General features: G+C 69.5%; 20 protein-coding genes. 6 read left to right on the forward strand and 14 right to left on the reverse strand.

Annotated elements, in window-relative coordinates:
- Positions 1-173 precede the first annotated feature (173 nt).
- A complete protein-coding gene (locus ACV7NL_RS18925) occupies positions 174-356 on the reverse strand; it encodes a YdcH family protein (RefSeq protein WP_056184134.1) in 183 nt (60 codons plus the stop codon).
- Positions 357-598: 242 nt separating this feature from the next.
- Here ACV7NL_RS18925 and ACV7NL_RS18930 point away from each other — a divergent pair, with 242 nt between their 5' ends.
- The 4 genes from ACV7NL_RS18930 (at position 599) to ACV7NL_RS18945 (ending at position 3746) form a co-directional block, all read left to right on the forward strand.
- Positions 599-817, forward strand: a complete 219-nt coding sequence (locus ACV7NL_RS18930) for a YdcH family protein (RefSeq protein ID WP_056184136.1) — start codon at positions 599-601, stop codon at positions 815-817.
- A gap of 136 nt (positions 818-953) precedes the next feature.
- A complete protein-coding gene (gene purE, locus ACV7NL_RS18935) occupies positions 954-1451 on the forward strand; it encodes a 5-(carboxyamino)imidazole ribonucleotide mutase (RefSeq protein ID WP_247635497.1) in 498 nt (165 codons plus the stop codon).
- Positions 1452-1499: 48 nt separating this feature from the next.
- Positions 1500-2609, forward strand: coding sequence for a 5-(carboxyamino)imidazole ribonucleotide synthase (locus tag ACV7NL_RS18940; protein WP_348772984.1), 1110 nt, complete (start codon positions 1500-1502; stop codon positions 2607-2609).
- Positions 2610-2870: 261 nt separating this feature from the next.
- Positions 2871-3746, forward strand: coding sequence for a tetratricopeptide repeat protein (locus tag ACV7NL_RS18945; RefSeq protein ID WP_056184142.1), 876 nt, complete (start codon positions 2871-2873; stop codon positions 3744-3746).
- Positions 3747-3757: 11 nt separating this feature from the next.
- On the opposite strand, the gene ACV7NL_RS18950 is transcribed toward ACV7NL_RS18945, so the two are convergent.
- The 5 genes from ACV7NL_RS18950 to ACV7NL_RS18970 form a co-directional block, all read right to left on the reverse strand.
- Positions 3758-4540, reverse strand: a complete 783-nt coding sequence (locus ACV7NL_RS18950; RefSeq protein ID WP_463356481.1) for an SGNH/GDSL hydrolase family protein — start codon at positions 4538-4540, stop codon at positions 3758-3760.
- A 110-nt stretch (positions 4541-4650) separates the two neighbouring features.
- Positions 4651-6318, reverse strand: a complete 1668-nt coding sequence (locus tag ACV7NL_RS18955) for a methyl-accepting chemotaxis protein (RefSeq protein ID WP_463356482.1) — start codon at positions 6316-6318, stop codon at positions 4651-4653.
- Positions 6319-6607: 289 nt separating this feature from the next.
- Complete coding sequence (gene glpX / locus ACV7NL_RS18960) at positions 6608-7600, reverse strand: class II fructose-bisphosphatase (protein ID WP_056184148.1); 993 nt, start codon at positions 7598-7600, stop codon at positions 6608-6610.
- A gap of 136 nt (positions 7601-7736) precedes the next feature.
- The gene (locus ACV7NL_RS18965; RefSeq protein ID WP_463356483.1) at positions 7737-9059 is read right to left on the reverse strand and encodes a homoserine dehydrogenase; all 1323 of its coding nucleotides are present in this window, start codon (positions 9057-9059) and stop codon (positions 7737-7739) included.
- Positions 9060-9231: 172 nt separating this feature from the next.
- Positions 9232-9936: a ceramidase domain-containing protein gene (locus tag ACV7NL_RS18970; protein WP_463356484.1), complete on the reverse strand. Its 705-nt coding sequence runs from the start codon at positions 9934-9936 to the stop codon at positions 9232-9234.
- 127 nt (positions 9937-10063) lie between these two features.
- Between ACV7NL_RS18970 and xth the strand changes: the two genes are divergently transcribed.
- Positions 10064-10858, forward strand: a complete 795-nt coding sequence (xth, locus tag ACV7NL_RS18975) for an exodeoxyribonuclease III (RefSeq protein WP_056482173.1) — start codon at positions 10064-10066, stop codon at positions 10856-10858.
- Positions 10859-10940: 82 nt separating this feature from the next.
- On the forward strand, positions 10941-11570 hold the full coding sequence (locus ACV7NL_RS18980) for a glutathione S-transferase family protein (RefSeq protein WP_056184154.1): 630 nt from the start codon (positions 10941-10943) through the stop codon (positions 11568-11570).
- A 46-nt stretch (positions 11571-11616) separates the two neighbouring features.
- Here ACV7NL_RS18980 and ACV7NL_RS18985 read toward each other — a convergent pair whose 3' ends face one another.
- The 8 genes from ACV7NL_RS18985 to ACV7NL_RS19020 form a co-directional block, all read right to left on the reverse strand.
- Entirely contained in the window at positions 11617-12516 is a 900-nt protein-coding gene (locus ACV7NL_RS18985; RefSeq protein WP_056184156.1) for a tetratricopeptide repeat protein, read from the reverse strand.
- Positions 12503-14233 (reverse strand): dihydroxy-acid dehydratase, encoded by a 1731-nt coding sequence (gene ilvD / locus ACV7NL_RS18990; protein WP_463356485.1) that lies wholly within the window; start codon positions 14231-14233, stop codon positions 12503-12505. The genes ACV7NL_RS18985 and ilvD overlap by 14 nt, the downstream gene beginning before the upstream one ends.
- Before the next feature lie 354 nt (positions 14234-14587).
- The gene (eutC, locus tag ACV7NL_RS18995; protein WP_463356486.1) at positions 14588-15403 is read right to left on the reverse strand and encodes an ethanolamine ammonia-lyase subunit EutC; all 816 of its coding nucleotides are present in this window, start codon (positions 15401-15403) and stop codon (positions 14588-14590) included.
- Positions 15400-16797 (reverse strand): ethanolamine ammonia-lyase subunit EutB, encoded by a 1398-nt coding sequence (locus tag ACV7NL_RS19000; RefSeq protein WP_463356487.1) that lies wholly within the window; start codon positions 16795-16797, stop codon positions 15400-15402. Before ACV7NL_RS19000 ends, eutC begins: the two co-directional genes overlap by 4 nt.
- Before the next feature lie 137 nt (positions 16798-16934).
- Positions 16935-17795, reverse strand: coding sequence for a transglutaminase-like domain-containing protein (locus tag ACV7NL_RS19005; RefSeq protein ID WP_056184357.1), 861 nt, complete (start codon positions 17793-17795; stop codon positions 16935-16937).
- 819 nt (positions 17796-18614) lie between these two features.
- Positions 18615-19211, reverse strand: coding sequence for a LutC/YkgG family protein (locus tag ACV7NL_RS19010; RefSeq protein ID WP_056184166.1), 597 nt, complete (start codon positions 19209-19211; stop codon positions 18615-18617).
- A complete protein-coding gene (locus tag ACV7NL_RS19015) occupies positions 19208-20872 on the reverse strand; it encodes a lactate utilization protein B (RefSeq protein WP_156376033.1) in 1665 nt (554 codons plus the stop codon). The genes ACV7NL_RS19010 and ACV7NL_RS19015 overlap by 4 nt, the downstream gene beginning before the upstream one ends.
- Complete coding sequence (locus ACV7NL_RS19020) at positions 20869-21612, reverse strand: (Fe-S)-binding protein (RefSeq protein ID WP_056184171.1); 744 nt, start codon at positions 21610-21612, stop codon at positions 20869-20871. Before ACV7NL_RS19020 ends, ACV7NL_RS19015 begins: the two co-directional genes overlap by 4 nt.
- Between the last annotated feature and the right edge of the window lie 551 nt (positions 21613-22163).

Below are 22163 nucleotides of genomic sequence, written 5' to 3' on the forward strand. Positions count from 1 at the left end.
CGGACTGCCCGGCGGTGGTGCTTGAAGGATCTGAAACGAAAACCGCCGCCCTGGAGACCAGCGGCACAGAGTCTCTTCCCAACAAAAGTCCCTTCCCAACGAAAACCGCCGCCCTGGAGACCAGCGGCGGCGGCGAACGCTCTAGAGACTACGAGGGAGGAACGGGACGGCCGCTAATGCAGCGCGTCGGTATCGGTTCGCAGGCGGTTCATCTCGTCCTTGAGGTGGAGCTTGCGTCTCTTGAGCTCTGCGATGCGCAGGTCGTTCGCCGAGGGTCGGACGGTGGCGTTGTGGATCTCCCGCTCGAGGGCTTCGTGCTTGCGGGCGAGCTGGGTCAGGTGCGTCTGCAGTGACATGAGCTGTGTCTCCTGTCTCGTTTCGACGGGGCCAGACTGGCATATGATCAGCCGGCTGTCGAAGGGTATCGACGGCCATGCTTGCTGGATTTTTGGCGTGATGAATTTTTGGCGTGATGGATCTTTGCGCAGGCGCGGGGTCGAGTCCGCGGATGGTTGTGCAGGAGCCCGGCCGGGTTCTTGCCGGGGCCGACCGGCTGTCGCATGGTCCCCCATGACGGTGGCCCGGGACATCAGGTGCGATGGCGGTTCAGTTCGATAACGATGCCTCGGTGGAACCGGCCGACGAGTTGGCGCGGTTGAAGCAGGAACATCGCGACCTCGACGGGGCGATCGATGCCCTCGAACTCGGCGTGATCGCCGACCAGCTCCAGATCCAGCGCCTGAAGAAGCGCAAACTCTCCCTGCGCGACCGGATCTCCTATCTCGAGGACCAGATCACCCCCGACATCATCGCCTGATCACGGGGGTGCCTCGGCGTGCTGCCGCGCTGGCCTGCTCCCTTGCGGGCGCGGCGTCGCTTTTGTATTCGGCGTTCCGGTAGCCTCGGCACGTCGCCCGGCTTGTCTCGCATGTGCGCGAAGGGATGTGACGACGATGGCGGGAGCCTCCCCGGTCGCGATCATCATGGGCAGTCAGTCGGACTGGGCGACCATGCGGCATGCGGCCGAGACGCTGGATGCGCTCGGCGTCGCCCATGACGACCGCATCGTCTCGGCCCATCGCACGCCCGACCGCCTCGTGGCCTTCGCCAAGGGCGCCAAGGCGGAAGGCTTCCAGGTTGTGATCGCGGGAGCCGGCGGCGCCGCCCACCTGCCGGGCATGACGGCGGCGATGACGTCCCTCCCCGTCCTCGGCGTGCCGGTCGAATCGAAGGCGTTGTCCGGCCAGGACAGCCTGCTCTCCATCGTGCAGATGCCGGCCGGCATCCCGGTGGGCACCCTCGCCATCGGGCGGGCGGGGGCGGTCAACGCCGCCCTGCTCGCCGCCGCCATCCTGGCTTTGACCGACGCGGACCTCGCCGCGCGGCTCGAATCCTGGCGTGCCGCGCAGACGGCCAGCGTCGCCGAGACGCCGCGCAGCGATCTCCCCTGAAGCCTCGTGACTCCTGGAAAAGCAGCCCGTTTTGAGAAGTCCCCGTTCGTGACCGCACGCCCTCCCCTCCAGCCCGGCGCGACCCTCGGCATCGTGGGCGGCGGCCAACTCGGCCGCATGATCGCCCTCGCGGCCGCGCCTTACGGCCTCAAGGTCCACATCTTCGCCCCCGACGCCGACAGCCCGGCCTTCGACGTGTCGTCCGAGCGCACGGTCGCGGCCTATGACGACGTGGCCGCCCTGGCGCGCTTCGCGGCCAGCGTCGACGTGGTCACCTACGAGTTCGAGAATATCCCGGCCGAGGCCGCCGAAGCCCTGGCCGCCAAGGCGCCGCTGCATCCCAACGCCGCCGCCCTGGCGACGACCCAGGACCGGCTCACCGAAAAACGCTTCATCAACGATCTCGGCATCGAGACCGCACCGTTCCGGGCCGTCGACACGCCCGAGGACCTGACCCGGGCGCTGGCCGAGATCGGCCGTCCGGCGGTGCTGAAGACCCGCCGCTTCGGCTATGACGGCAAGGGTCAGCGCATGATCCGGGCCGAGGGTGACGCCGACGCGGCGGCGATTTTGGCCGACTTCAACGGCGCGCCCTGCATCCTGGAAGGCTTCGTGCCGTTCGAGGCGGAGGTCTCGGTGGTGGCCGCCCGCGGCGCCGACGGGGCGTTCGCGGCCTATGACCCCTGCGCCAACGAGCATCGCGACCACATTCTCGCGGTCACCCGCGTGCCCGCCCCCGGCATCGCGCCGCAGACGGAGGCCGCCGCCATCGGCATCGCCCGGCGCATCGCCGAGGCGCTCGACTATGTCGGCGTGCTGGCCGTCGAGATGTTCCTGGTGCCCCAGGCGGATGGCCCCGCTCGGGTCGTGGTCAACGAGATCGCCCCACGGGTTCACAATTCCGGTCACTGGACCATCGAGGGGGCGACCGCCTCTCAGTTCGACCAGCATGTCCGTGCGGTGTGCGGCTGGCCCCTCGGCGATCCGTCGCGGATCGGCGGCATGGCGGTCGCGATGCACAACCTGATCGGCGACGATGTCGATGCGTGGGCCACAATCCTGGCCCGCCCCGGCGCGCATCTCCACCTCTACGGCAAGGGCGAGGCCCGGCCCGGCCGCAAGATGGGGCACGTCACCGAGTTGCTGCCGAAGACCTGATTCCGGCCCGAAACCGCGGCCCGTTTGCTACACCCGACCCCGGCCTGACCGGTCCGCGATGCTTTCGGAAGCGCGGCTTCCGGCGGGACATACCTTCGCCACATCCGAACGCTTGAGCGGGACCTGTCGCCGATTTTAAGCGCGCATTCACCGCGATGCGGGAGGGTGCCGGCGCACCCGGTTCCGCCCAGGCGGATGCCGGGCGGGGATGCGATCGATTCGGGGGCGGCATCGCGCGCGATGCCGGGGGGAGCGAGGACCATGACGGTTTTGAAGCTGCGGGCATCGAAGGCGGGGCTGATCGGGGCCACGGCGCTCGTGGCGGCCGCGTTGGCGGGCTGCGAGACCTATGGCGGCGGCGCCACCGCGTCGCGCCAGTTCGCCGTGCTCGAATCCGACCAGACGGGCGCCACCACGGTCAACATCGCCTCGCTCTCCGACGTGATCCAGCGCAACCCGAACGACGCGGCCGCCTACGTGACGCGCGGCGCGGCCTATGCCCGGGCCGGCCAGTTCAACGACGCCATCGGCGATTTCACCAAGGCGGTGCAGATCGACCCGAACTCGGCCTCGGCCTACAACAACCGCGCGCTCGCCAACCGCCAGATCGGCCGCAATGACGCCGCGCTGCAGGATTTCTCGAAGTCGATCTCGGCCGATCCGAACTATGCCCCGGCCTATATCGGCCGCGCCAACGTGCTGCGCGCCCAGGGCGACCTGGACGGCGCCACCACCGACCTCAATCAGGCGATCCGCCTCGCGCCGGAATCGGCCGAGGCCTACCACGCCCGTGGGCTCGTCCGGCAGAAGCAGGGCCAGAACACCCAGGCCATCGCGGATTTCGACGCCGCCATCGACCGCAACCCCTTCGTGGCGGCGCCCTACGCCGCCCGGGGCCAGAGCCTGATCGCCACCAACCAGTACGACAAGGCGATCGAGGACTACAACGCGGCCCTCAACGTCAACAACAAGGACGCGACCTCCTGGGCCTATCGCGGCCTCGCCTACGAGAAGTCGAACCGCAAGAAGGAAGCGACGGAGAGCTACCAGCGCGCCGCGCAGATCGAGCCCGGCAACCCGATCGCCAAGCAGGGCCTCGGCCGCGTCCAGGGTGGCGTCGGGTCGCTGTTCAACTAAGGCCCGGCTGTTCAGTCCGGCGCTCGGTCGGCGGCCATCGCCCGCAGATAGGCCGCGATCCCGGCTGCCAGGGCCTCGTAGTCCTGCAGGTGCACGCCGTCCGGCGGCACCGCCAGGGTGGTGAGCCCCGGTTCCCCGTCGCGCAACTCCGCGAACGGGTCGAAGACCCGGCATCCGTGCCGGGCGCAGAGCCGCTCCAGGATCGCCGTGTAGGCGGCCACCGCCGCCGGATCGCGCCCCGTTCGCGCCTCCGGTCCGATCGGCGGCACGGCGGCGACCAGCACGCGATCCGCCTGCGCCGCCAGCCCGGTGACGATGCGCGCCACCGCCGCTTCGAATCCGCCGGACGTGCGCGTCGACAGGGGATCGGCCCGGCGCAGGATGTCGTTCGTGCCGACGAACAGCACCGCGATTCCGGCCCGGACCGGGAAGACCAACGCGTCGATCACGTCGGCATAACGGCGGGCCGAGGTGCCGCCGATGCCGCCGTTGACCACGTCCGGCCGCCGCGCCAGCACGTCGCCGACAAGCTCGGCATGCGAGTTGCCCGCCAGGAACACGAAGCCTGGAGCCGCTTCCGCCAGCGCCGCGCGGATCGCCGGCAGGCGCTTGGCCAAGTGCGCGTCGGCGATCTCCCGGTTCCGCCGCCCCGCCTCCGATGGCTCGGACCGCGTCCCGACGCCGAACATCGAAACGCCGAATGTCAGGGCGCCGAGCGCTGCGGCCCCGAGACCGCCGGCGAGCAACCGGCGTCGCGTCCCCCATCCCGACCGGTCGTCATGTGACCCGCTCATCCGTTCTCCCGATGCCACACGCGCTCGCGATCACCGGCATCAGCCGCGAAAGACGGGCTCCCGGCAAGCCCAGCCAGCCTGTCTCAAGCCCAGCCAGCCTGTCTACGGTGTCAGGCCGCCTGGACCGTGGCGAGGAAGCCCGCGACCTCGGCCCCGAGCTGTTCGGACTGGCGCGACAGCTCGGAGGCGGCGGCCAGGACTTGGGAGGACGCCGCACCGGTCTCGCCGGCGGCCTGGGTCACGCTGCCGATGCTGAGGGTGACCGAGTGCGTGCCCTGGGCGGCCTGGTTCACGTTGCGGACGATCTCCTGGGTGGCCGCCCCCTGCTCCTCCATCGCCGCCGCGACGCCCATCGCGATGCTGCGCAATTCGCCGATGGTCGCCCCGATGGTCCGGATCGACGCGACCGCCTGGCGGGTCTCACCCTGGATCGTGGTGATCTGATCGGAGATCGTCGCGGTGGCCCGGGCGGTCTGGGATGCCAGCTTCTTGACCTCGCCCGCCACCACGGCGAAGCCCCGGCCGGCCTCCCCGGCGCGGGCCGCCTCGATGGTGGCGTTGAGCGCCAGCAGGTTGGTCTGGGCCGCGATCCCGGAGATCAGGCCCACCACCGTGCCGATGCGCTCGGCGCCCTCGGCGAGGCCGAGCATGATCGTGTCGGTGGCGGCGGCGTTCTCGGCGGCCCGCTCGGCCATTGCCGTCGAGCGGGCGACCTGGGCGGCGATCTCACCGATCGAGGAGGCCATCTCCTCGCTCGCGGCCGCCACGGTCTGGACGTTGGCCGAGGTCTGCCCGGCGGCCGAGGCGGCACGCGAGGCCTGGTCGGCCGTCTGGTCGGCGGTGCGGCTCATGGCCCGCGCCGTCGCCTCCATCTCGGTGGCGGCGGAGGACAGACCATGGGTCAGATGCGAGACCTGGGCCTGGAACGCCCGCGTGGCCGCGTCCAGGGTTTCGGCCCGGCGCATCTTCGCCGTGCCCTCGACGGCCGCGGCGGCATCGGCGTCGCGCTTGGCGATCATCGCGTCCTTGAAGACCTGGACGGCGCGGGCCATCGCGCCGATCTCGTCCCGGCGGTGCGCCCCCGCGACGGCGGCGTCGACATCGCCGCCCGCGAGGCGGGCCATGGTGCCGGTCATACCGCCGAGCGGGCGCACCACCAGGACCAGCACGGTGTAGAGGCCGACCCCGATCACGGCGGTGGCCAGGGCCAGCAGGACGAGGAGCGCCAGGCGCGACCGGTCGGACGCGGTCTCGGCCCGCTCGAACTCGGCCTGCGCCTCGCGGACCTGCAGGGCGGTGAGCCGGCTGAGGACGGCGTTGGCCTCCTCCATGCCCTTCACCAGCGCCGCATGGGTCGCCTCGAAATCCGGTGTGCCCCCGGCGGCGAGGCGGCGCAGGATGTCGGCCGCGACCGCGCCGTTGTGGTCGATGCGCCGCTGCATCTCGGCGGCGAGGTCCTTCTCCTCGGGCGTCAGGTAGGTGGCGAGATAGGCCGACCACTGCGTCCCGATGCTGCCGAGATCCACCGCGATCTTCGCCTCCGCGCGGCTGGCCTGCCCGTGCCGGTTCCGGAGTTCGCGCGAAGTCGCCAGCAGGTCGTCATAGGCATCGCGGATCAGGCTGAACTGGCGCAGCGGCACGATGCGGTCGCCGAACACCGCGTTGAAGCTCTGGTGGTTGGCCGACAGGGCGAGATTGCCGATCCCCGATGCGGCGAGCAGCAGAAGCCCCATCACGCCGAGGAGCGTGACGAGGCGGCCTTTGATGGTGGTGAGCATGGGATGGCCTGCCGAAACGAACGTCGGGTGTCCGAAGCCCCGCCGCGTCGGCACAGGCCCGGGGTTCATGGAAGAACCTTCTCAAGCCCAGGTATGCGCCAAGGTATGAAGATCGACGTCGGTCCTCACGAGCAGCGTTTCACGGCCCATAAAAATCTTCGTGAGAAACTTCTGCCGTGCTTTCTCTGACGGCGCCGAGCACTGACCGACGTTTGTCTTCGGCCCGCCGATCTTGATCTTTGATGGTTTGGGAGATCTTCGCGTTCGCCCGCCGTGCGGCGCCCGATCCCTACGACGCAGCGGTGTCGGCCTGGCGGTGCTCGCACAGCATGCGGCGCACCGTTCCGGTGGCCGAGCGGTAGACCACGGTCTCGGTCTCGATCATGCCGGGCTTGAAGCGCACGCCCCTGAGCAGGGCGCCGTCGGTGACGCCGGTGGCCGCCACGATGACGTCGCCGCGGGCCATGTCGCGCAGCTCGTATTTCCGGTTCGGATCGCTGATGCCCATCCGGGCGGCGCGCTCGCGCTTGTCGTGGCTGTCGAGGATCAGGCGGCCCTGCATGTGGCCGCCGATGCAGCGGAGCACGCCGGCGGCGATGACGCCCTCCGGCGCGGCACCGGTGCCGAGATAGATGTCGGCCCCCGTCGCGTCGGCATTGGCGGTGTGGATGATGCCCGCGATGTCGCCGTCCGAGATCAGGCGGATGCCCGCCCCCGTGGCCCGCACGGCGGCGACGAGTTGCATGTGGCGCGGCCGGTCGAGGATGATCGCGGTGATCTGGGCCGGATCGACGCCCTTGTGCCGGGCGAGTGCCGCGATGTTGTCGGCCGGGCTGGCGTCGAGGTCGACGAGGCCGGCCGGATAGCCGGGCCCGATGGCGATCTTCTGCATGTAGACGTCGGGCGCGGCCAGCAGGGAGCCGGCCTCCGCCAGGGCCGTCACCGCGATGGCGCCGGGCATGTCCTTGGCGCAGAGGGTGGTCCCCTCCAGGGGATCGACCGCGATGTCGACCTTGGGGCCGTGGCCGGTGCCGAGGCGTTCGCCGATGTAGAGCATCGGGGCGTTGTCGCGCTCGCCCTCGCCGATCACCACGGTGCCGTCGATGGGCAGGAGGTTGAGTTCGAGGCGCATGGCGTCGACGGCGGCTTGGTCGGCCTCCTTCTCGCGGCCCTGCCCCCGCAGGCGGGCCGCCGCGATGGCCGCGCGCTCGGTGACGCGCGCGAGTTCGAGCGTCAGCGAGCGGGCCACCGGCACGCGCGATTCCAAATTGCCACCGGACATGTGAGCCTCGCGCCCCTGCGCCTCTCTACGGGCGCTCCTTATGAACTAAAATGCGAGCGAGGCACGAAGTTTCGCCGCGAGCACGCACTTTATCGTCGTGGGTCCACACACCGTACCAAACCGGACGGAACCGTCGCTACTCGCGCTCGATCCGGATCAGCTGAGGCGCCTCGGCCAGCAACCCGTCCTGCGCGATGGCATCGAGGGCCGCCCGGATGGTGCCCTCGGTGGCCGCGTAGGTGATCAGCACCAGGGGCACCGGCTGCCCCGAGCGGCCGTGCGGGTCCTTCGTGGCGGCGCTCTCGGAGCGGCGCTGCAGGATGCTCTCGATCGAGATGTCGCGCTCAGCCATGCGGGTGGCGACGCCGGCCGCGACGCCGGGGCGGTCGTGCACGGTGAGGCGGATGTAGTAGCCGCCTTCGTGCCGCTGCATGGCGACGCGCTGCGACGGGCTCAAGGTGGCCGCGGCCCGCCCGAAGGTCGGGCGCCGGGTGCCGGCGGCGATGTCGGTGATATCCGCGACCACGGCCGAGGCGGTGGCCTCGCCCCCGGCGCCGGGGCCGATCAGGGTGAGCTCGCCCACCGCGTCGGCGTCGATCGTGACCGCGTTGGTCACGCCCATGACCTGCGCGATGGCGGAGGATTTCGGCACCATCGTCGGGTGGACCCGCTGCTCGATGCCGCCGGCCGCCGCCTGGGCCACGCCGAGCAGCTTGATCCGGTAGCCGAGTTCCTCCGCCATGGTCAGGTCGAGGGGCTGGATCGCCGAGATGCCCTCGACCGAGACGCCCTCGGCGTCGATTTCGGTGCCGAAGGCGAGGCTGGTCAGGATGGCGAGCTTGTGCGCGGTGTCGAAGCCCTCGACATCGAAGGTCGGGTCGGCCTCGGCATAGCCCAGGGCCTGGGCGTCCTTGAGGCAGGCCTCGAAGGTCAGGCCCTCGCGCTCCATCCGGGTCAGGATGTAGTTGCAGGTGCCGTTCATGATTCCGTAGACGCGCGACACGGCATTGCCGGTCAGGCCCTCGCGCAGGGCCTTGATCACCGGGATGCCGCCCGCGACGGAGGCCTCGTAGGCCAGGGCCACGCCCGCCGCCTCGGCCTGCCGGGCCAGGGCCGCGCCGTGCTTGGCGAGCAGTGCCTTGTTGGCGGTGACCACGTGCTTGCCGGCCGCGAGGGCGGCCTCGACGGTGGCCCGGGCCGGGCCTTCGGCACCCCCGATCAGCTCCACCACGCAATCGACCTCGCCCGAGCGCGCCAAAGCCACCGGATCGTCGAACCAGCTCACGCCCGCGAGGTCGAGGCCCCGGTCGCGGCCCTTGTCGCGCGACGAGACGGCGGTGACGCGAATCGCCCGCCCGCTGGTCTGCCCGAGGGCTTCGGCCCGGCGGGCGACCATGCGGACGACGGCGGCGCCCACGGTGCCGAGGCCGGCAACGCCGAGGCGAAGGCTCTGTGTCATGGCTGTCTGTCCGTCACTCTGTCGCGCCGTGGACCTGCCGCGCCGGCGGTGAACCCGGCGGGGGTCTCGCGTCGATCGGCGGATGCGTGCGCCGCGCTCGACGCGGCCCGATCTTCTGCAACGAATTGTCGGGGGGCGCAACAAAACGGCGGTCCGCCGCCGTCCGTGCGGGTCACGCACCGCGCCGGCGGTAGCGGACGGCGGTGAGGGTCAGCCCGAAGAGCACGCCCGCGTTCAGGACATGCCACAGGGCATGGGTGCCCAGCGGCCAGACCGGGCAGATTGCCCGGTCCAGGGTGCGGAGGGTCAGCGACAGGCAGAACAGGGCCGCGATCCACAGGAGCGCCCGCCCGGCCTCGGCGCGGGCCGGGCCGAGGGCACAAGCCTGGGGCCGCAGCAGGCCGGCGGCGACGCCCGCCAGCGCCAGGATGGCCGGAAGGTAGGCGACCGAACCGTTGGTGAGCACCTCCGTCGAGCGGCCGGTGAGCGCGTCGAGGGCCGGCTCCAGGCCGAAGCCGAAGGCCGCGAAGGCCAGGGTGGCCAGGAGCGCGGGCGTGAGGCCGAGGCCGAAGAAGCGCCGCAGGGCGAGCAGGACGTAGCCGTGGATGAACAGCGCGATCGGGATCACGTCGGCCAGCAGCGACCAGCGCACCGCCAGGGTGTGAAACAGGAACGAGCCCAGGCCCACCACCGCCATCAGGGCGCCGAGGAGCAGCGCCGGTCCGTCGGAGCGTCCCGAGCGCCGAATCCGCCAGACCACGGCGGCGGAAGCGGCCAGGAAGGCCCCGTTCGACAGGGCGTTGACCGGCTCCGCCCAGAAGCCCGGATCGGACCGCTCGCAATAGGCGCAGATCGGTGCCCACCAGTCCCCGGCCATCCGGCCCTCCATCCCAGGCCTCAAGCCTTGTGCTCCGGGAGCCTTGCCCGCTTCGAGCCTTGCCAGCCGGAAGCGAAGGCCCGATGACGGACCTTCGCGCGCAAACGCCCTCAGAGACCCCCTGCCCATGCGGATCGCCACCTGGAACGTCAACTCGATCAAGCAGCGCGTCGGGCACCTCGTCGGGTTCCTCGACGACGCCAAGCCGGACGTGGTCTGCCTGCAGGAGCTGAAATGTCAGGACGAGGGCTTTCCCCGGGCCGAGATCGAGGCGGCGGGTTACGCGGTCGAGACGCTCGGTCAGAAGGCCTATAACGGAGTCGCCCTGCTGGTCCGGGCACCGCTCGCCATGTCCGAGATCCGCCGCGGCCTGCCGGGCGACGACACCGACGAGCAGGCCCGCTACATCGAGGCGCTGATCTCCGGCGAGGGCGTGCGGCCGGTCCGCGTCGCCTCGATCTACCTGCCGAACGGCAACCCGGTCGACACCCCGAAATACCCCTACAAGCTCGGCTTTCTGGAGCGCTTGCGCGCCCACGCGCGGGCTCTGCGCGAGACCGAGGAGGCGCTGGTCCTGGCCGGTGACTACAACGTCATCCCGGAGCCCGAGGACGCCGCCGATCCCGAGGCCTGGCGCGCGGACGCGCTGTTCCTGCCTCAGAGCCGGGCGGCGTTCCGCGCCCTCCTGGCCGAGGGCTTCACGGATGCGGTCCGCGCCTGCGATCCGCGGCCGGGCCTCTACAGCTTCTGGGACTACCAGGCCGGCGCCTGGAACCGGAATGCCGGCATCCGCATCGACCACCTGCTGCTCTCGCCTCAGGCCGCCGACCGGCTGGTCTCGGCCTCGGTGCAAAAGCACCTGCGCGGCCTGGAGAAGCCCTCCGACCACGTACCGGTGACGGTGGAACTCACCGACGCGTGAGCGAACGAACGGCTCCCCCGGGGGTTGGGCTACGCTGTCTCTATGCGCAGACGCTGCCCCATCCACCAGGAGAAACCCCCGCGTGAAACTCTACGGCACCGGTTATTCGCCCTACGTCCGCAAGGTCCTCGTCGCCCTGGCCGAGAAGCGCCAGGATTTCGAGCACATCCCGCTGTTCTTCCACGACACGGATCCGGCCTTCCAGGCGGCGAGTCCGCTCGGCAAGATCCCGGCTTTCGACGATGACGGCTTTCTGCTCGCCGATTCCTCGGCGATCCTGACTTATCTCGAAGCGAAGGTTCCGAGCCCGGCGCTGTACCCGACCGACGCCAAGGCGCTCGGCCGCGCGATCTGGTTCGACAAGTACGGCGACACCGAGATGTTCGACGTGATCATCAAGCCGTTCGCCAACCGGGTCGTGAAGCCGAAGATGCAGGGCAAGCCCGGCGACGAGGCCGCCGTCACCAAGGCGCTGACCGAGGAACTGCCGCCCATCTACGATTACCTGGAGGCGCAGATCGACGGGCCCTACCTCGTCGGTGATGCCTTCAGCATCGCGGACATCTCGGTGGTGACGGGTTTCCACAACCTGCATCTGGCGGGCGAGCGGGTCGATGCCGGGCGCTGGCCCAAGCTGGCGGCCTATGTCGACGCCATCCTGGCGCGGCCGTCCTTCGTCACCGCCCTGGCGGCGCGGACGAGCGCGAACTGACGGTTCCGCTCGAATTCGCTGCGGGATCCATCCGATCCCGCGCGGGTCAGCGGCGGCGGCGGGCCGAGCCGGTGACCTGCGCGCTGGCCTGGGAGGCCTGCTCCATCGCGGCGGCGCGGTCCTCCTCGCTCGCCGAGGCCCAGACCTTCTCGTAGAGGGCGACGATCCAGTCGTCCTTGCGCCCCTGTGCGGCGTCGCGGGCCATCGACAGCCACATCAGCCCGCGGGCGCGCTGGGCCGGTACGCCCTGGCCGTTGACCAGGAGCTGGCCCAGCAGGGCCTGGGCCGGGGCATGACCCTTCTCGGCGGCGAGGTTGAACCAGCGCGCGGCCTGGCGCGCATCGGTGTCGACGCCGGTGCCGTCGAGGTAGAGGCGGCCGAGATTGTACTGCGCGTTCGGGTCGCCGAAATACGAGGCGGCATAGTTGAACATGTCGTAGGCGCGCTCGGGATTCGGGCGCACGTAGGTGCCCTTGATCCCGTCGAGGAAGTAGGCCCCGAGCGCCGTGAAGGCGCTCGCGACCACGCCCGAGTTCTGGGCATCCGGCCCCTCGTCGGTCGGATCGTCGGCGATGCGCGAGAAGAACTCGAACGCCTTGAGGTCGTCGTGGGGCACGCCGTCGCCCTCCGCATACATGCGGCCGAGCTTCCACAGCGCCAGGGCATGGCCCTGGTCGGCGGCATATTCCAGGGCGCGTGCGGCGCCGACCTTGTCGCCGGCATTGTAGTCGCGCACGCCCGTGCGCAGGGCCTCGCGGGCGCTGCGATAGTTGCCGGTCGGCACGGGTGTCCGCACGGTGGCGTCGAGCGCCATCGCCGGACCGGCGCCGAGGAACACGAGCCCCGCCGCCGCCGCGAGCCGACGGACGCGCAGCGCCAGCGGCCGATCCCGGGCGGCCCGGACCGGCCGCAGGGCGCGGCCGTGGGCTGTCCTAGATGTCCGCATAGGTGTGCGTCTCCTCGGCGCCGCCCGGATGGGTCACCGCGCCGTTCACCGCCGGACCGACGGTCTGCTGGTACTTCCACAGGTAGCCGGAGGTGGCCGAGTTGGTGCGCGGGGTCCAGGCGGCCCGGCGCTTGGCGAATTCCTCGTTGGTCACGGCCACGTCGAGCGTGCCCTTGATGGCGTCGAGGGTGATGACGTCGCCGTCCTGGATCAGGCCGATCGGGCCGCCGATCGCCGCCTCGGGGCCGACATGGCCGACGCAGAAGCCGCGGGTGGCGCCCGAGAAGCGTCCGTCGGTGATCAGCGCGACCTTGTCGCCCATCCCCTGCCCGTAGAGGGCGGCGGTGGTGGACAGCATCTCGCGCATGCCGGGGCCGCCCTTCGGACCCTCGTAGCGGATGACCAGCACCTCGCCTTCCCGGTAGGTGCGCTTCTGGACCGCCTCGAAGCAGGCCTCCTCGCCGTCGAAGACGCGGGCCGGGCCGGTGAAGACCTGCTTGTCCTCCGACATGCCCGCCACCTTCACGATGGCGCCCTCGGGGGCGAGGTTGCCGCGCAGGCCGACGACGCCGCCGGTCGGCGTCAGGGGCGTGGCGGCGGAGCGGACCACGTCCTGGTCCGGGTTCCAATGCACCTTCTCCATGTTCTCCGCCATGGTGCGGCCGGTCACGGTCATGCAGTCGCCGTGCAGGAAGCCGTGATCCAGCAGCGTCTTGAGCAGGAGCGGAATGCCGCCGACCTCGAACATGTCCTTGGCGACGTAGCGCCCGCCCGGCTTCAGGTCGGCGATGTAGGGCGTCCGCTTGAACACCTCGGCGACGTCGAACAGGTCGAACTTGATGCCGCATTCGTGGGCGATCGCCGGCAGGTGCAGGGCGGCGTTGGTGGAGCCGCCCGAGGCCGCGACGGCGGCCGCCGCGTTCTCCAGGCTCTTGCGGGTGACGATGTCGCGCGGGCGGATGTTCTTGGCGATGAGCTCCATCACCTTCTCGCCCGCGGTCATGCAGAATCTGTCGCGGATCTCGTAGGGCGCCGGGGCTCCGGCCGAATAGGGCAGCGCCAGGCCGATGGCCTCGGAGACGGTCGCCATGGTGTTGGCGGTGAACTGCGCGCCGCAGGCTCCGGCCGAAGGACAGGCGACCTGCTCCAGCTCGTCGAGATCGTCGAGGGACATGTCGCCGACCGCGACCTTGCCGACGGCCTCGAACAGGTCCTGCACCGTCACCGGGCGACCCCGGAAGGAGCCGGGCAGGATCGAGCCGCCATAGATGAAGATCGCCGGCACGTTGAGGCGCACCATCGACATCATCATGCCGGGCAGGGACTTGTCGCAGCCGGCCAGCCCCACGAGGGCGTCGTAGGCGTGGCCCCGCATGGTCAGCTCGACTGAATCGGCGATGACCTCGCGGGAGGGCAGCGAGGCGCGCATGCCGGCATGACCCATGGCGATGCCGTCCGTCACCGTGATGGTGCAGAACTCGCGCGGGGTGCCGTTGGCGGCCGAGACGCCCTTCTTGACCGCCTGCGCCTGGCGCATCAGCGAGATGTTGCAGGGCGCGGCCTCGTTCCAGCACGAGGCGACGCCCACCAGCGGCTGGTGAATCTGCTCGCGGGTGAGGCCCATGGCGTAGAGGTACGAGCGGTGGGGGGCGCGCTCGGGCCCCTCCGTGACATGGCGGCTCGGAAGCTTCGACTTGTCGGTTTTACGCGCGTCCATCGTGGTGTCTCGCCGCCCCGGCCTGATCCGCATGGGTGAGCTCGGGGCGACCGCGGACAGGTGGGTGCGTTCCGGGGAAACCCACGGCGCGCGGTCCCACCGGACCGTTTCTCGGAAAGCGTCTGAACTCCGCGGTAAAGCGTTGGGGGGACTATCGTTTACCGCGGTTGCTGAGGTGGTCCCGGTTTATGGCGGGATCGCGGCGGCGAAAGGGGTCTCCCAAGGCAAAGTCGGGATGCTTTCAGGGTGTTGCGACCCCGCCACAGCCACGCTTTGGTGCGGAAAACCTTCCGAACAACCTGCGCCCGCAGCGGTTTTCGCGCTCCGGCGTCTTGGCGGAGCTTGGCCGGGCCTTCAGGCGGGCGGCTGCCCCGTCGGGCCGGGCCCGAGCTTCGTCGGGTCCGGCGCCGCCTCCAGGGCCGGCCCGCTGCCGTCCTTCAGGGACACGCCCGAGATCCCCAGGGCGAAGGCCTGGGTCAGCAGCCAGTCGAGCTTGAACGCGGCCAGTTCGTGCGAGAGCCCGGCCGGGCGCACGTTCGAGATGCAGTTGCGCTCGGCATCCGAGCGCCCCACCCGCGGGCCGAAGGTGAGGTAGAGCCCGAGGCTGTCCGGCGAGGACAGGCCGGGCCGCTCGCCGATGATCACCACCACGGCGCGGGCTTTCAGCGCAGCGCCGATGCCGTCGCCGAGGGCGACCCGGGCTTGCGTCGCCGCCACGATGGGGGCGAGGCGCCAGCCGGCGCGCGCGATGTGCGGCTGGAAGGCGGCGAGGAAGCCGGCCGCGCCCTCGTGCACCGCCCGCGCCGAGAGCCCGTCCGCGACCACCAGGGCGAGGTCGACCGGCCCGTCGCCCCGGGCCGCGAGGGCGGCCTGCGCCTCGTCCCCGAGGGCACGGCCGAGGTCGGGGCGGCGCAGGTAGGTCGCCCGGTCCGGCGCGGCGGAGGCCAGCGCCAGGGTGTCGAAGCCGAGCGCCGCGATGCCGGCCCTGACCGTCTCCCCGTCGAGGGGCGTGTGCACGGCGTCGCGGGCCTGGGCGTGGGCGAGGCCGAAGCGCAGCACCTCGCGGGTCGGCAGGCCGGAGCCGACCCGTCCGAGTCCGATGCGGGCGGGGGTAAGCCGCGCGAGGCGGGCCCAGGGATCGGCGTCCGTCGTGGTGTGATCGTCGCTCATGCGGCCATCCCCCGATCGCCCAGGCCGGGGGCGGCGGCGATGAGGCGGGCGCTCGGCCCCTCCGGCAGCAGGGTGCCGTCCGCGTCGGTGAGCCCGATCTGCGCGAGCCAGGCCTCGAATTCCGGGGCGCGCTTCAGGCCCAGCACCTCGCGCAGGTAGAGCGAGTCGTGGAACGAGGTCGACTGGTAGTTCAGCATCACGTCGTCGGCCCCCGGAATGCCCATGACGAAGTTGCAGCCCGCCGTCCCCAGCAGGGTCAGCAGGGTGTCCATGTCGTTCTGGTCGGCCTCGGCGTGGTTGGTGTAGCAGACGTCCACTCCCAGCGGCACGCCCATGAGCTTGCCGCAGAAATGGTCCTCCAGCCCGGCCCGGATGATCTCCTTGCCGTCGTAGAGGTATTCCGGCCCGATGAAGCCCACCACGGTGTTGACGAGCAGCGGCCGGAACGGCCGCGCCACCGCGTAGGCCCGCGCCTCCAGGGTCTGCTGATCGATGCCATGGTGCTGGCCGGCCGAGAGGGCCGAGCCCTGCCCGGTCTCGAAATACATGCAGTTGTCGCCGATTGTGCCGCGCTTGAGGGCCAGCGCCGCCTCGTGCGCCTCCCGGAGGATCGGCAGGGTCACGCCGAAGCTGGCATTGGCCCCTTGCGTGCCGGCGATCGACTGGAACACCAGATCGACCGGCAGGCCCCGGTTCATCGCCTCGATCGTGGCGGTGACGTGGGTGAGGATGCAGCCCTGCGTCGGGATCTCCAGGCGCCGGATCAGGTCGTCGAAGAGGTGGAGCAGCCCGCTCAGGGTCGAGACCGAATCCGAGGCCGGGTTCAGGCCGATCACCGCATCGCCGCAGCCGTAGGACAGGCCGTCGAGGATCGAGGCGGTGATGCCGGCGGCATCGTCGGTGGGGTGGTTCGGCTGCAGCCGCACCGCGAGGCGCCCCGGCAGCCCGATGGTGTTGCGAAAGCGCGTGACCACCCGGCACTTGCGCGCCACCAGGATCAGGTCCTGGTTGCGCATGATCTTGCTGACCGCCGCCGCGATTTCCGGGGTGATGCCCGGCGCGATCCGCGCCAGGGTCTCGGACGAGGCCGTGAGCAGGAATTCGCGAAAGTCGCCGACCGTGAGATGGGCGATGTCCGCGAAGGCCGGCACGTCGTGGGTGTCGAGGATCAGCCGGGTGACGTCGTCGTCCTCGTAGGGAATCAGCGGCCGGGCCAGGATCTCGCGCAGGGGCACGTCGGCGAGGCACCAGCGCGCCGCCATCTCCTCCTCGGCCGATTCCGCCGCCACGCCGGCGAGCCGGTCGCCGGAGCGCACCGGCGTCGCCTTGGCCATCAGGGTCGCGAGATCGGCGAAGACGTGGGTGCGTGGACCGACGATGTGACGATAGGCCATGGCTCGACCCTCTCCTGAAGGACAGACATTCGCATCCTCGAACGCAGCCGCGAATGGGCCGCGCCGCGCCGCTCGCCACGAGGGGTACGGTACGCCCGGCGGCAGGGGAACCGGGGATCACCGCATCCTGTGACGCCTCAGGCCGCGCCCGCGTGCGGGGCCGGCTCCTCCGTGGAGATCGCGTCGACGGTGCGCTGGGGCGGGCTGCCCTGCCCGTCCGAGCGGCTGATCCGGATCTGCTGGTTGACCGGCTGCATGTTGCCCCAGGGGGTCGAGAACGCGATCTCGGCGGCATCGCGGCCAACGCCGATGCGCACCAGCCCGTCGAGGTCGGCCTGCCGTGTGGCGTCGAACAGCCACCAGCGCCCGTCGAGATAGGCCTCGAACACCGCGTGGAAATCGCTCGGCACGAGGCCGTGGGCGTAGCAGCTGACGAAGCGGGCCGGGATGCCGAGCGCCCGGCAGAAGGCGGCGCCGATATGCGCGAAGTCGCGGCAGACGCCGGCCCGCTTCAGCAGGCTCTCATGCGCCGTGGTCTCGCCGTCGCTGGAACCCGGCTGATAGGTCAGGTGGTCGTGAATCCAGTTGCAGATCGCGTTGACGCGCTGGTGGCCCTTCGGCAGCGCGCCGAACTCGGCCAGCGCGAACGGCGTCAGCCGGTCGGACGAGACGAAGCGGCTCGGCAGCAGGAACGGCAGGATGTCGAGGGGCAGTTGCGCGATCGGGGTCTCGTTCACCGTCGCCGGGTCGGCCCGGTGCACGGTCAGATCGACCTCGGCGTTGTATTCCAACGCGAACTGCCCGACCGGGACGTTGACGCCGAGATAGCGGTTCTGAAGGTCGGGCGTGATGTAAATGTCGCGCTTGAGGTCGGGGCTCAGCGTCAAGCTTTCACTGAGAATCTCGACGCTGCGCAGGCGCGCCACTTCAAGATTGAAGATGAAGGTCGTGTCCGAGAGGATGTTGTAGGATAAATTGCAGCCCAGTTGATAGCGCACCATCCGCTCCTTCGGCGACGTTTCCTATCTCTCAGCATAGCAAGGTTCGGGCCTGCGGGAGCGCCCGAGCTGGTTGGATTCTGAGATCGGACCGGAAGCGAGCGCGGATATCTCAATCGTTTCTGGGACATTTTTTAAAAACTGTAAATCTCAAGTTTCGAAACATCGCGAATCGAGAAAACTTGAGGTGTCCTCCAATGCATTCGCGGGAATCTCCCTTCCTGGCTGACACGAAGGAGGGAAACGTCGCGCTGCACCGGCAGTGGCCTGACGCCGATCACGGCTGCCGAGAGGAATCGTCTATGAGCGTTTCATTCAGTGTCGTCGGTGTTTTCTACCGCACCGAAGTCGATCTTGCGAATACGAAGGGAAACACTGTCGCCAACATCATGCAGTACCTGTATCAAGCCGATCCGAATTTTTTTATACCCAGATCACGTTCGATCAGAACGAGATCGTCAATTCGATCGCCCAATACCACCCTGCCCCATTCACGGGCCGGACCGGAATTCCCTATCCGGCGGGGTTCTATCGCCTCGCCCAGAGCTTCACTGAGCCGACGCCGAATCCCTACTCGGTTTGGCAGTACTATCTCAGCGACCAGAACGGCGTCCGCCAGCCGACGCAGGCGAATTTCTCCTTCACCAAGGCGACGGTCGAGGACGGATGGTCGATTGTCTGGCGTCTGGTTACGATCTGCAACGCGCCAACCAATCTGGCCAAGCGGATGCGTAAGCTCGTTCCACCCCCATTGCAGACGGCGATGGCGATGGCCTGACGCGACAAATCGAGCCTCGCCGCACGCAAAGCGGCGAGGCTTCAGTCCCGGCGCGGCACCAGGATCACCGTGAGCGAGCGCACGCCCTGCGCGCCGTGGATCAGCACGCCCTCGATGTCGGCGGTGGCCGAGGGGCCGGTGTGGAGCACGGCGTAATCGGCGCGGGCGAAATCCGGGCGGCGGTAGGCCGCCTGGATGTTCACCAGGATGTCGGCGGGGTCGAGGAGCACGATCAGGTGCTGGGCGAGGTAGGCGACCGCATTCACCTGCAACTCGGCTTGCGTGAACAGCACCGAGCCGGTCTCGGCGACCCCGAACACCGCCCGCACGATGGCGACGTCGACGTCGGCGAGGTCCTGCGGCCGGGCCACGGCGCGCAGGTCCCGGTTGCCCGCGATCTCCGGGACGGCCGAGGCGATGACCGCCGCGCCGTCGAGGCGCTCGCGCACGCTGGCGAAGGGATCGGCGCCCGGGACCACCTCGGCCAGCCGGCCGCCCATGCGCTTCAGGCGCTCGCCGAACTCGGCCACGTGGTCGTCGCCGACGAGCGGCGCGAACAGCGGCACGTCCGGCAGCGGATAGTCGCCCGCCGGCCGGTTCTGGCGGATGCGCGCGAGGGTGGCTTCGCGGACGCTCATTTCACACCGTCCGAAATTTTGCTGCCCGAACTCCTGCTGCCCGCGCTCTTGTTGCCGGCGCTCTTGAGATCGGCCTTGCCCATGCGGTTCTGCTTGTACCAGGCATGGAAGGTCTGGCGCGGGGCCTCGGGCATCTCGCGGCCCTTCCCCCAGGTGTTGAGCGGGTTGTAGACGGCGAAGCGCGGCAGCACCTTGAGGGCGGAATCGGCGGCGCCGATGGCGGCCCGGTAGGTGGCGGGGCGGCTCAGCACCTGGCCCGCCGCCTTCATCATGCCCTGCTTCAGGAGCGGGATCTGATGTTCTTCCGCCAGGACCTTCCGCCAGGCGAAGATCTGCTCGTGGATGTTGATCTTCACCGGGCAGACATTGGTGCAGCTGCCGTTCATCGTCGAGGAGAACGGCAGGGTCGAGTATTTCCGCTTGTTGAAGGTCGGGTCGATGATCAGCCCGATCGGCCCCGAATAGGTGGCGCCGTAGGAAAGGCCGCCCGAGCGCCGGTAGACCGGGCAGGTGTTCATGCAGGCGCCGCAGCGGATGCATTTCAGCGAGGTCCAGAACTCCTCCATGCCGAGGCGCTCGGAGCGGCCGTTATCGACCAGCACCATGTGCATCTCGGTGCCCTTGCGGGGCGCGCGGAAATGCGAGGTGTACTGGGTGATCGGCGAGCCCAGAGCCGAGCGCGAGAGCAGGCGCAGGAACACCCCGAGATGCTCGATGCGCGGGATCAGCTTCTCGATGCCGATGGAGTGGATCTGAAGCTTCGGGACGTTGCCCGAGAGATCGGCATTGCCCTCGTTGGTGCAGGTCACCACCGTGCCGGTCTCCGCGATGGCGAAGTTGCAGCCGGTCAGCCCCGCATCCGCCTCCAGGATGAGCGGGCGCGTGTGCATGCGCTGGCTCTCGGCGAGGTAGTGGGCGTCGTCGTTCTCGGGGTCGGTCCCCATGGTGCGGGAGAAGACCTCGGCCACGTCGAAGCGGGTCTTGTGCACGGCCGGCACCACCACGTGACTCGGCTCCTCGTTGTCGAGCTGCTGGATGCGCTCGCCGAGGTCGGTCTCGATCACCTCGATGCCGGTGCCGGCCATGTAGTGCCGGAAGCCGCATTCCTCGGTGAGCATCGACTTCGACTTGATCAGCGATTTCGCGCCGTGATCCTTGAGGATGCCGTGGACGATGCGGTTGTGCTCGGCCCCGTCGGCGGCCCAGTGCACGTGAACGCCGTTGGCCTTGGCCTGGGCCTCGAACTGCTCGAGGTAGCGGTCGAGGTTCGCCAGGGTGTGCGTCTTGATCTGCGAGGCCAGCTCGCGCAGCTCCTCCCATTCGGGGATGCCGAAGGCGGCGGTGTCGCGCTTGGTGCGCAAATCCCAGAGCCGGGCGTCGTGCGCCTTCTGGTGCAGCGGTGCGGCGAGGAAGCGCTCGGCCGCCTCGGCCTGGTCGATCGGCCGGTCGCCCCGGATCTTGGCGCCGCGGGGCTGGGGCTCGCGGGGGGCCTTCGGGGAGATGGCCTTGGCCGAGATCGGCCGCGAGGCGCCCTCGGCGTGCTGGAGGCGCTGGCCGTCCTGGCCCCGCTCGCTCTCGTCGCTGCCGGCCAGCACCTCGGGATGGATCACGCCGTCGCGGCGCGCATCGTCACGGGGACGGAGTTCGTCTGACGCGCTCATGCGGTCGCTCCATTGAGGATGCGGGCGATGTGGATGTACTTGAGCGGCACGCCGAGGCGTTCGGCGCAGCCCTTCTGGTGCATCATGCAGGAGGAATCGGCCGAGACCACGTATTCGGCCCCGGCCTGGGCGTGGTCCGCCACCTTGTCGTAGCCCATCTTGGCCGAGACGGCGGGCTCGAACACCGAGAAGGTGCCGCCGAAGCCACAGCATTCATCGGGCCGGGCCGGGGCCACGATCTCGATGCCTTTGACCTTCTTGAGGAGGTCGAGGGGCTTGGAAAAGAACGGCGCGTTCAGCTCGGACGGGCGGGCGTGGTGGATACCCCGGAGCGCGTTGCAATTGCCGTGGTAGCCGACCTTGTGGGGGAACTCGGCCCAGGGAAATTCCTCGACCTTGAGGATGTCGTGCAGGAACTCGACCAGCTCGAAGGTCTTGGCCCGCACCGCCTTGACCGCGTCGGTCTGCGGAATCGCCGTCAGATGCTCGCGCACCTGATGCACGCAGGAGCCGGAGGGGGCCACCACGTAGTCGAACCCGGAGAAATTCTTGACGAACAGGGCCTCGGTGGCGGCCGCCTCGGCGTGGCAGCCGGTGTTGGTCATCGGCTGGCCGCAGCAGGTCTGGTCGAAGGGATACTGGACGTCGAGGCCGAAGCGCTCGAGCAGCTCCAGGGTGGCGATGCCCACCTCCGGCTCGAAGGCGTCGACGTAGCACGGCACGAACAGTCCGATGCGCATGATGTGTCCTGGATGAATCCTGGCCCCGCGCGCCCGGCATTGCCTGCCGCCGACCGCCTTGGAAATGTTCTACTCTGGGTCCCGGTTTAGACCATCCCGCGCCACGGGGGAAAGCGCATTCGGCCGGTCCGGGCTGCGTTGTGGAGACGCCCGTCCAGGCCACGGAGCTTCGGCGCCTGCGCACGGTGGGGATGGACAGCTTCCGGTCGTGCGGCCTCGTCCGAGATCAAGTCCGTCGCAAGTCGTGCTCCCGGAAACTCAGATGTCGATATCGGTCGCGTGTCTTCGGACACGGGTCCTCGCCCGCTGAACCGGCACTGTATCAAAGGTGGCGATACGTTTTTGTATGAGCGGCAGTAAGCCGCGACAGAGGGTCGGATTTCAGAAGCCTCTTTGTCATAGATCAAAGTATGTCCATCCCCGGTTCCGGGAATTGTCCGACATATGTTATATAAAAAAAGTTGAGTCCACTCGAATACAAAATGAAAGACCGCAAAAGCTGGCAGGCTTCATGAACCCTTAATTCCTGGCCGGGATAAACGCTCCAGGTT

It is taken from the genome of Methylobacterium sp. Ger2507 (genome assembly GCF_055231875.1).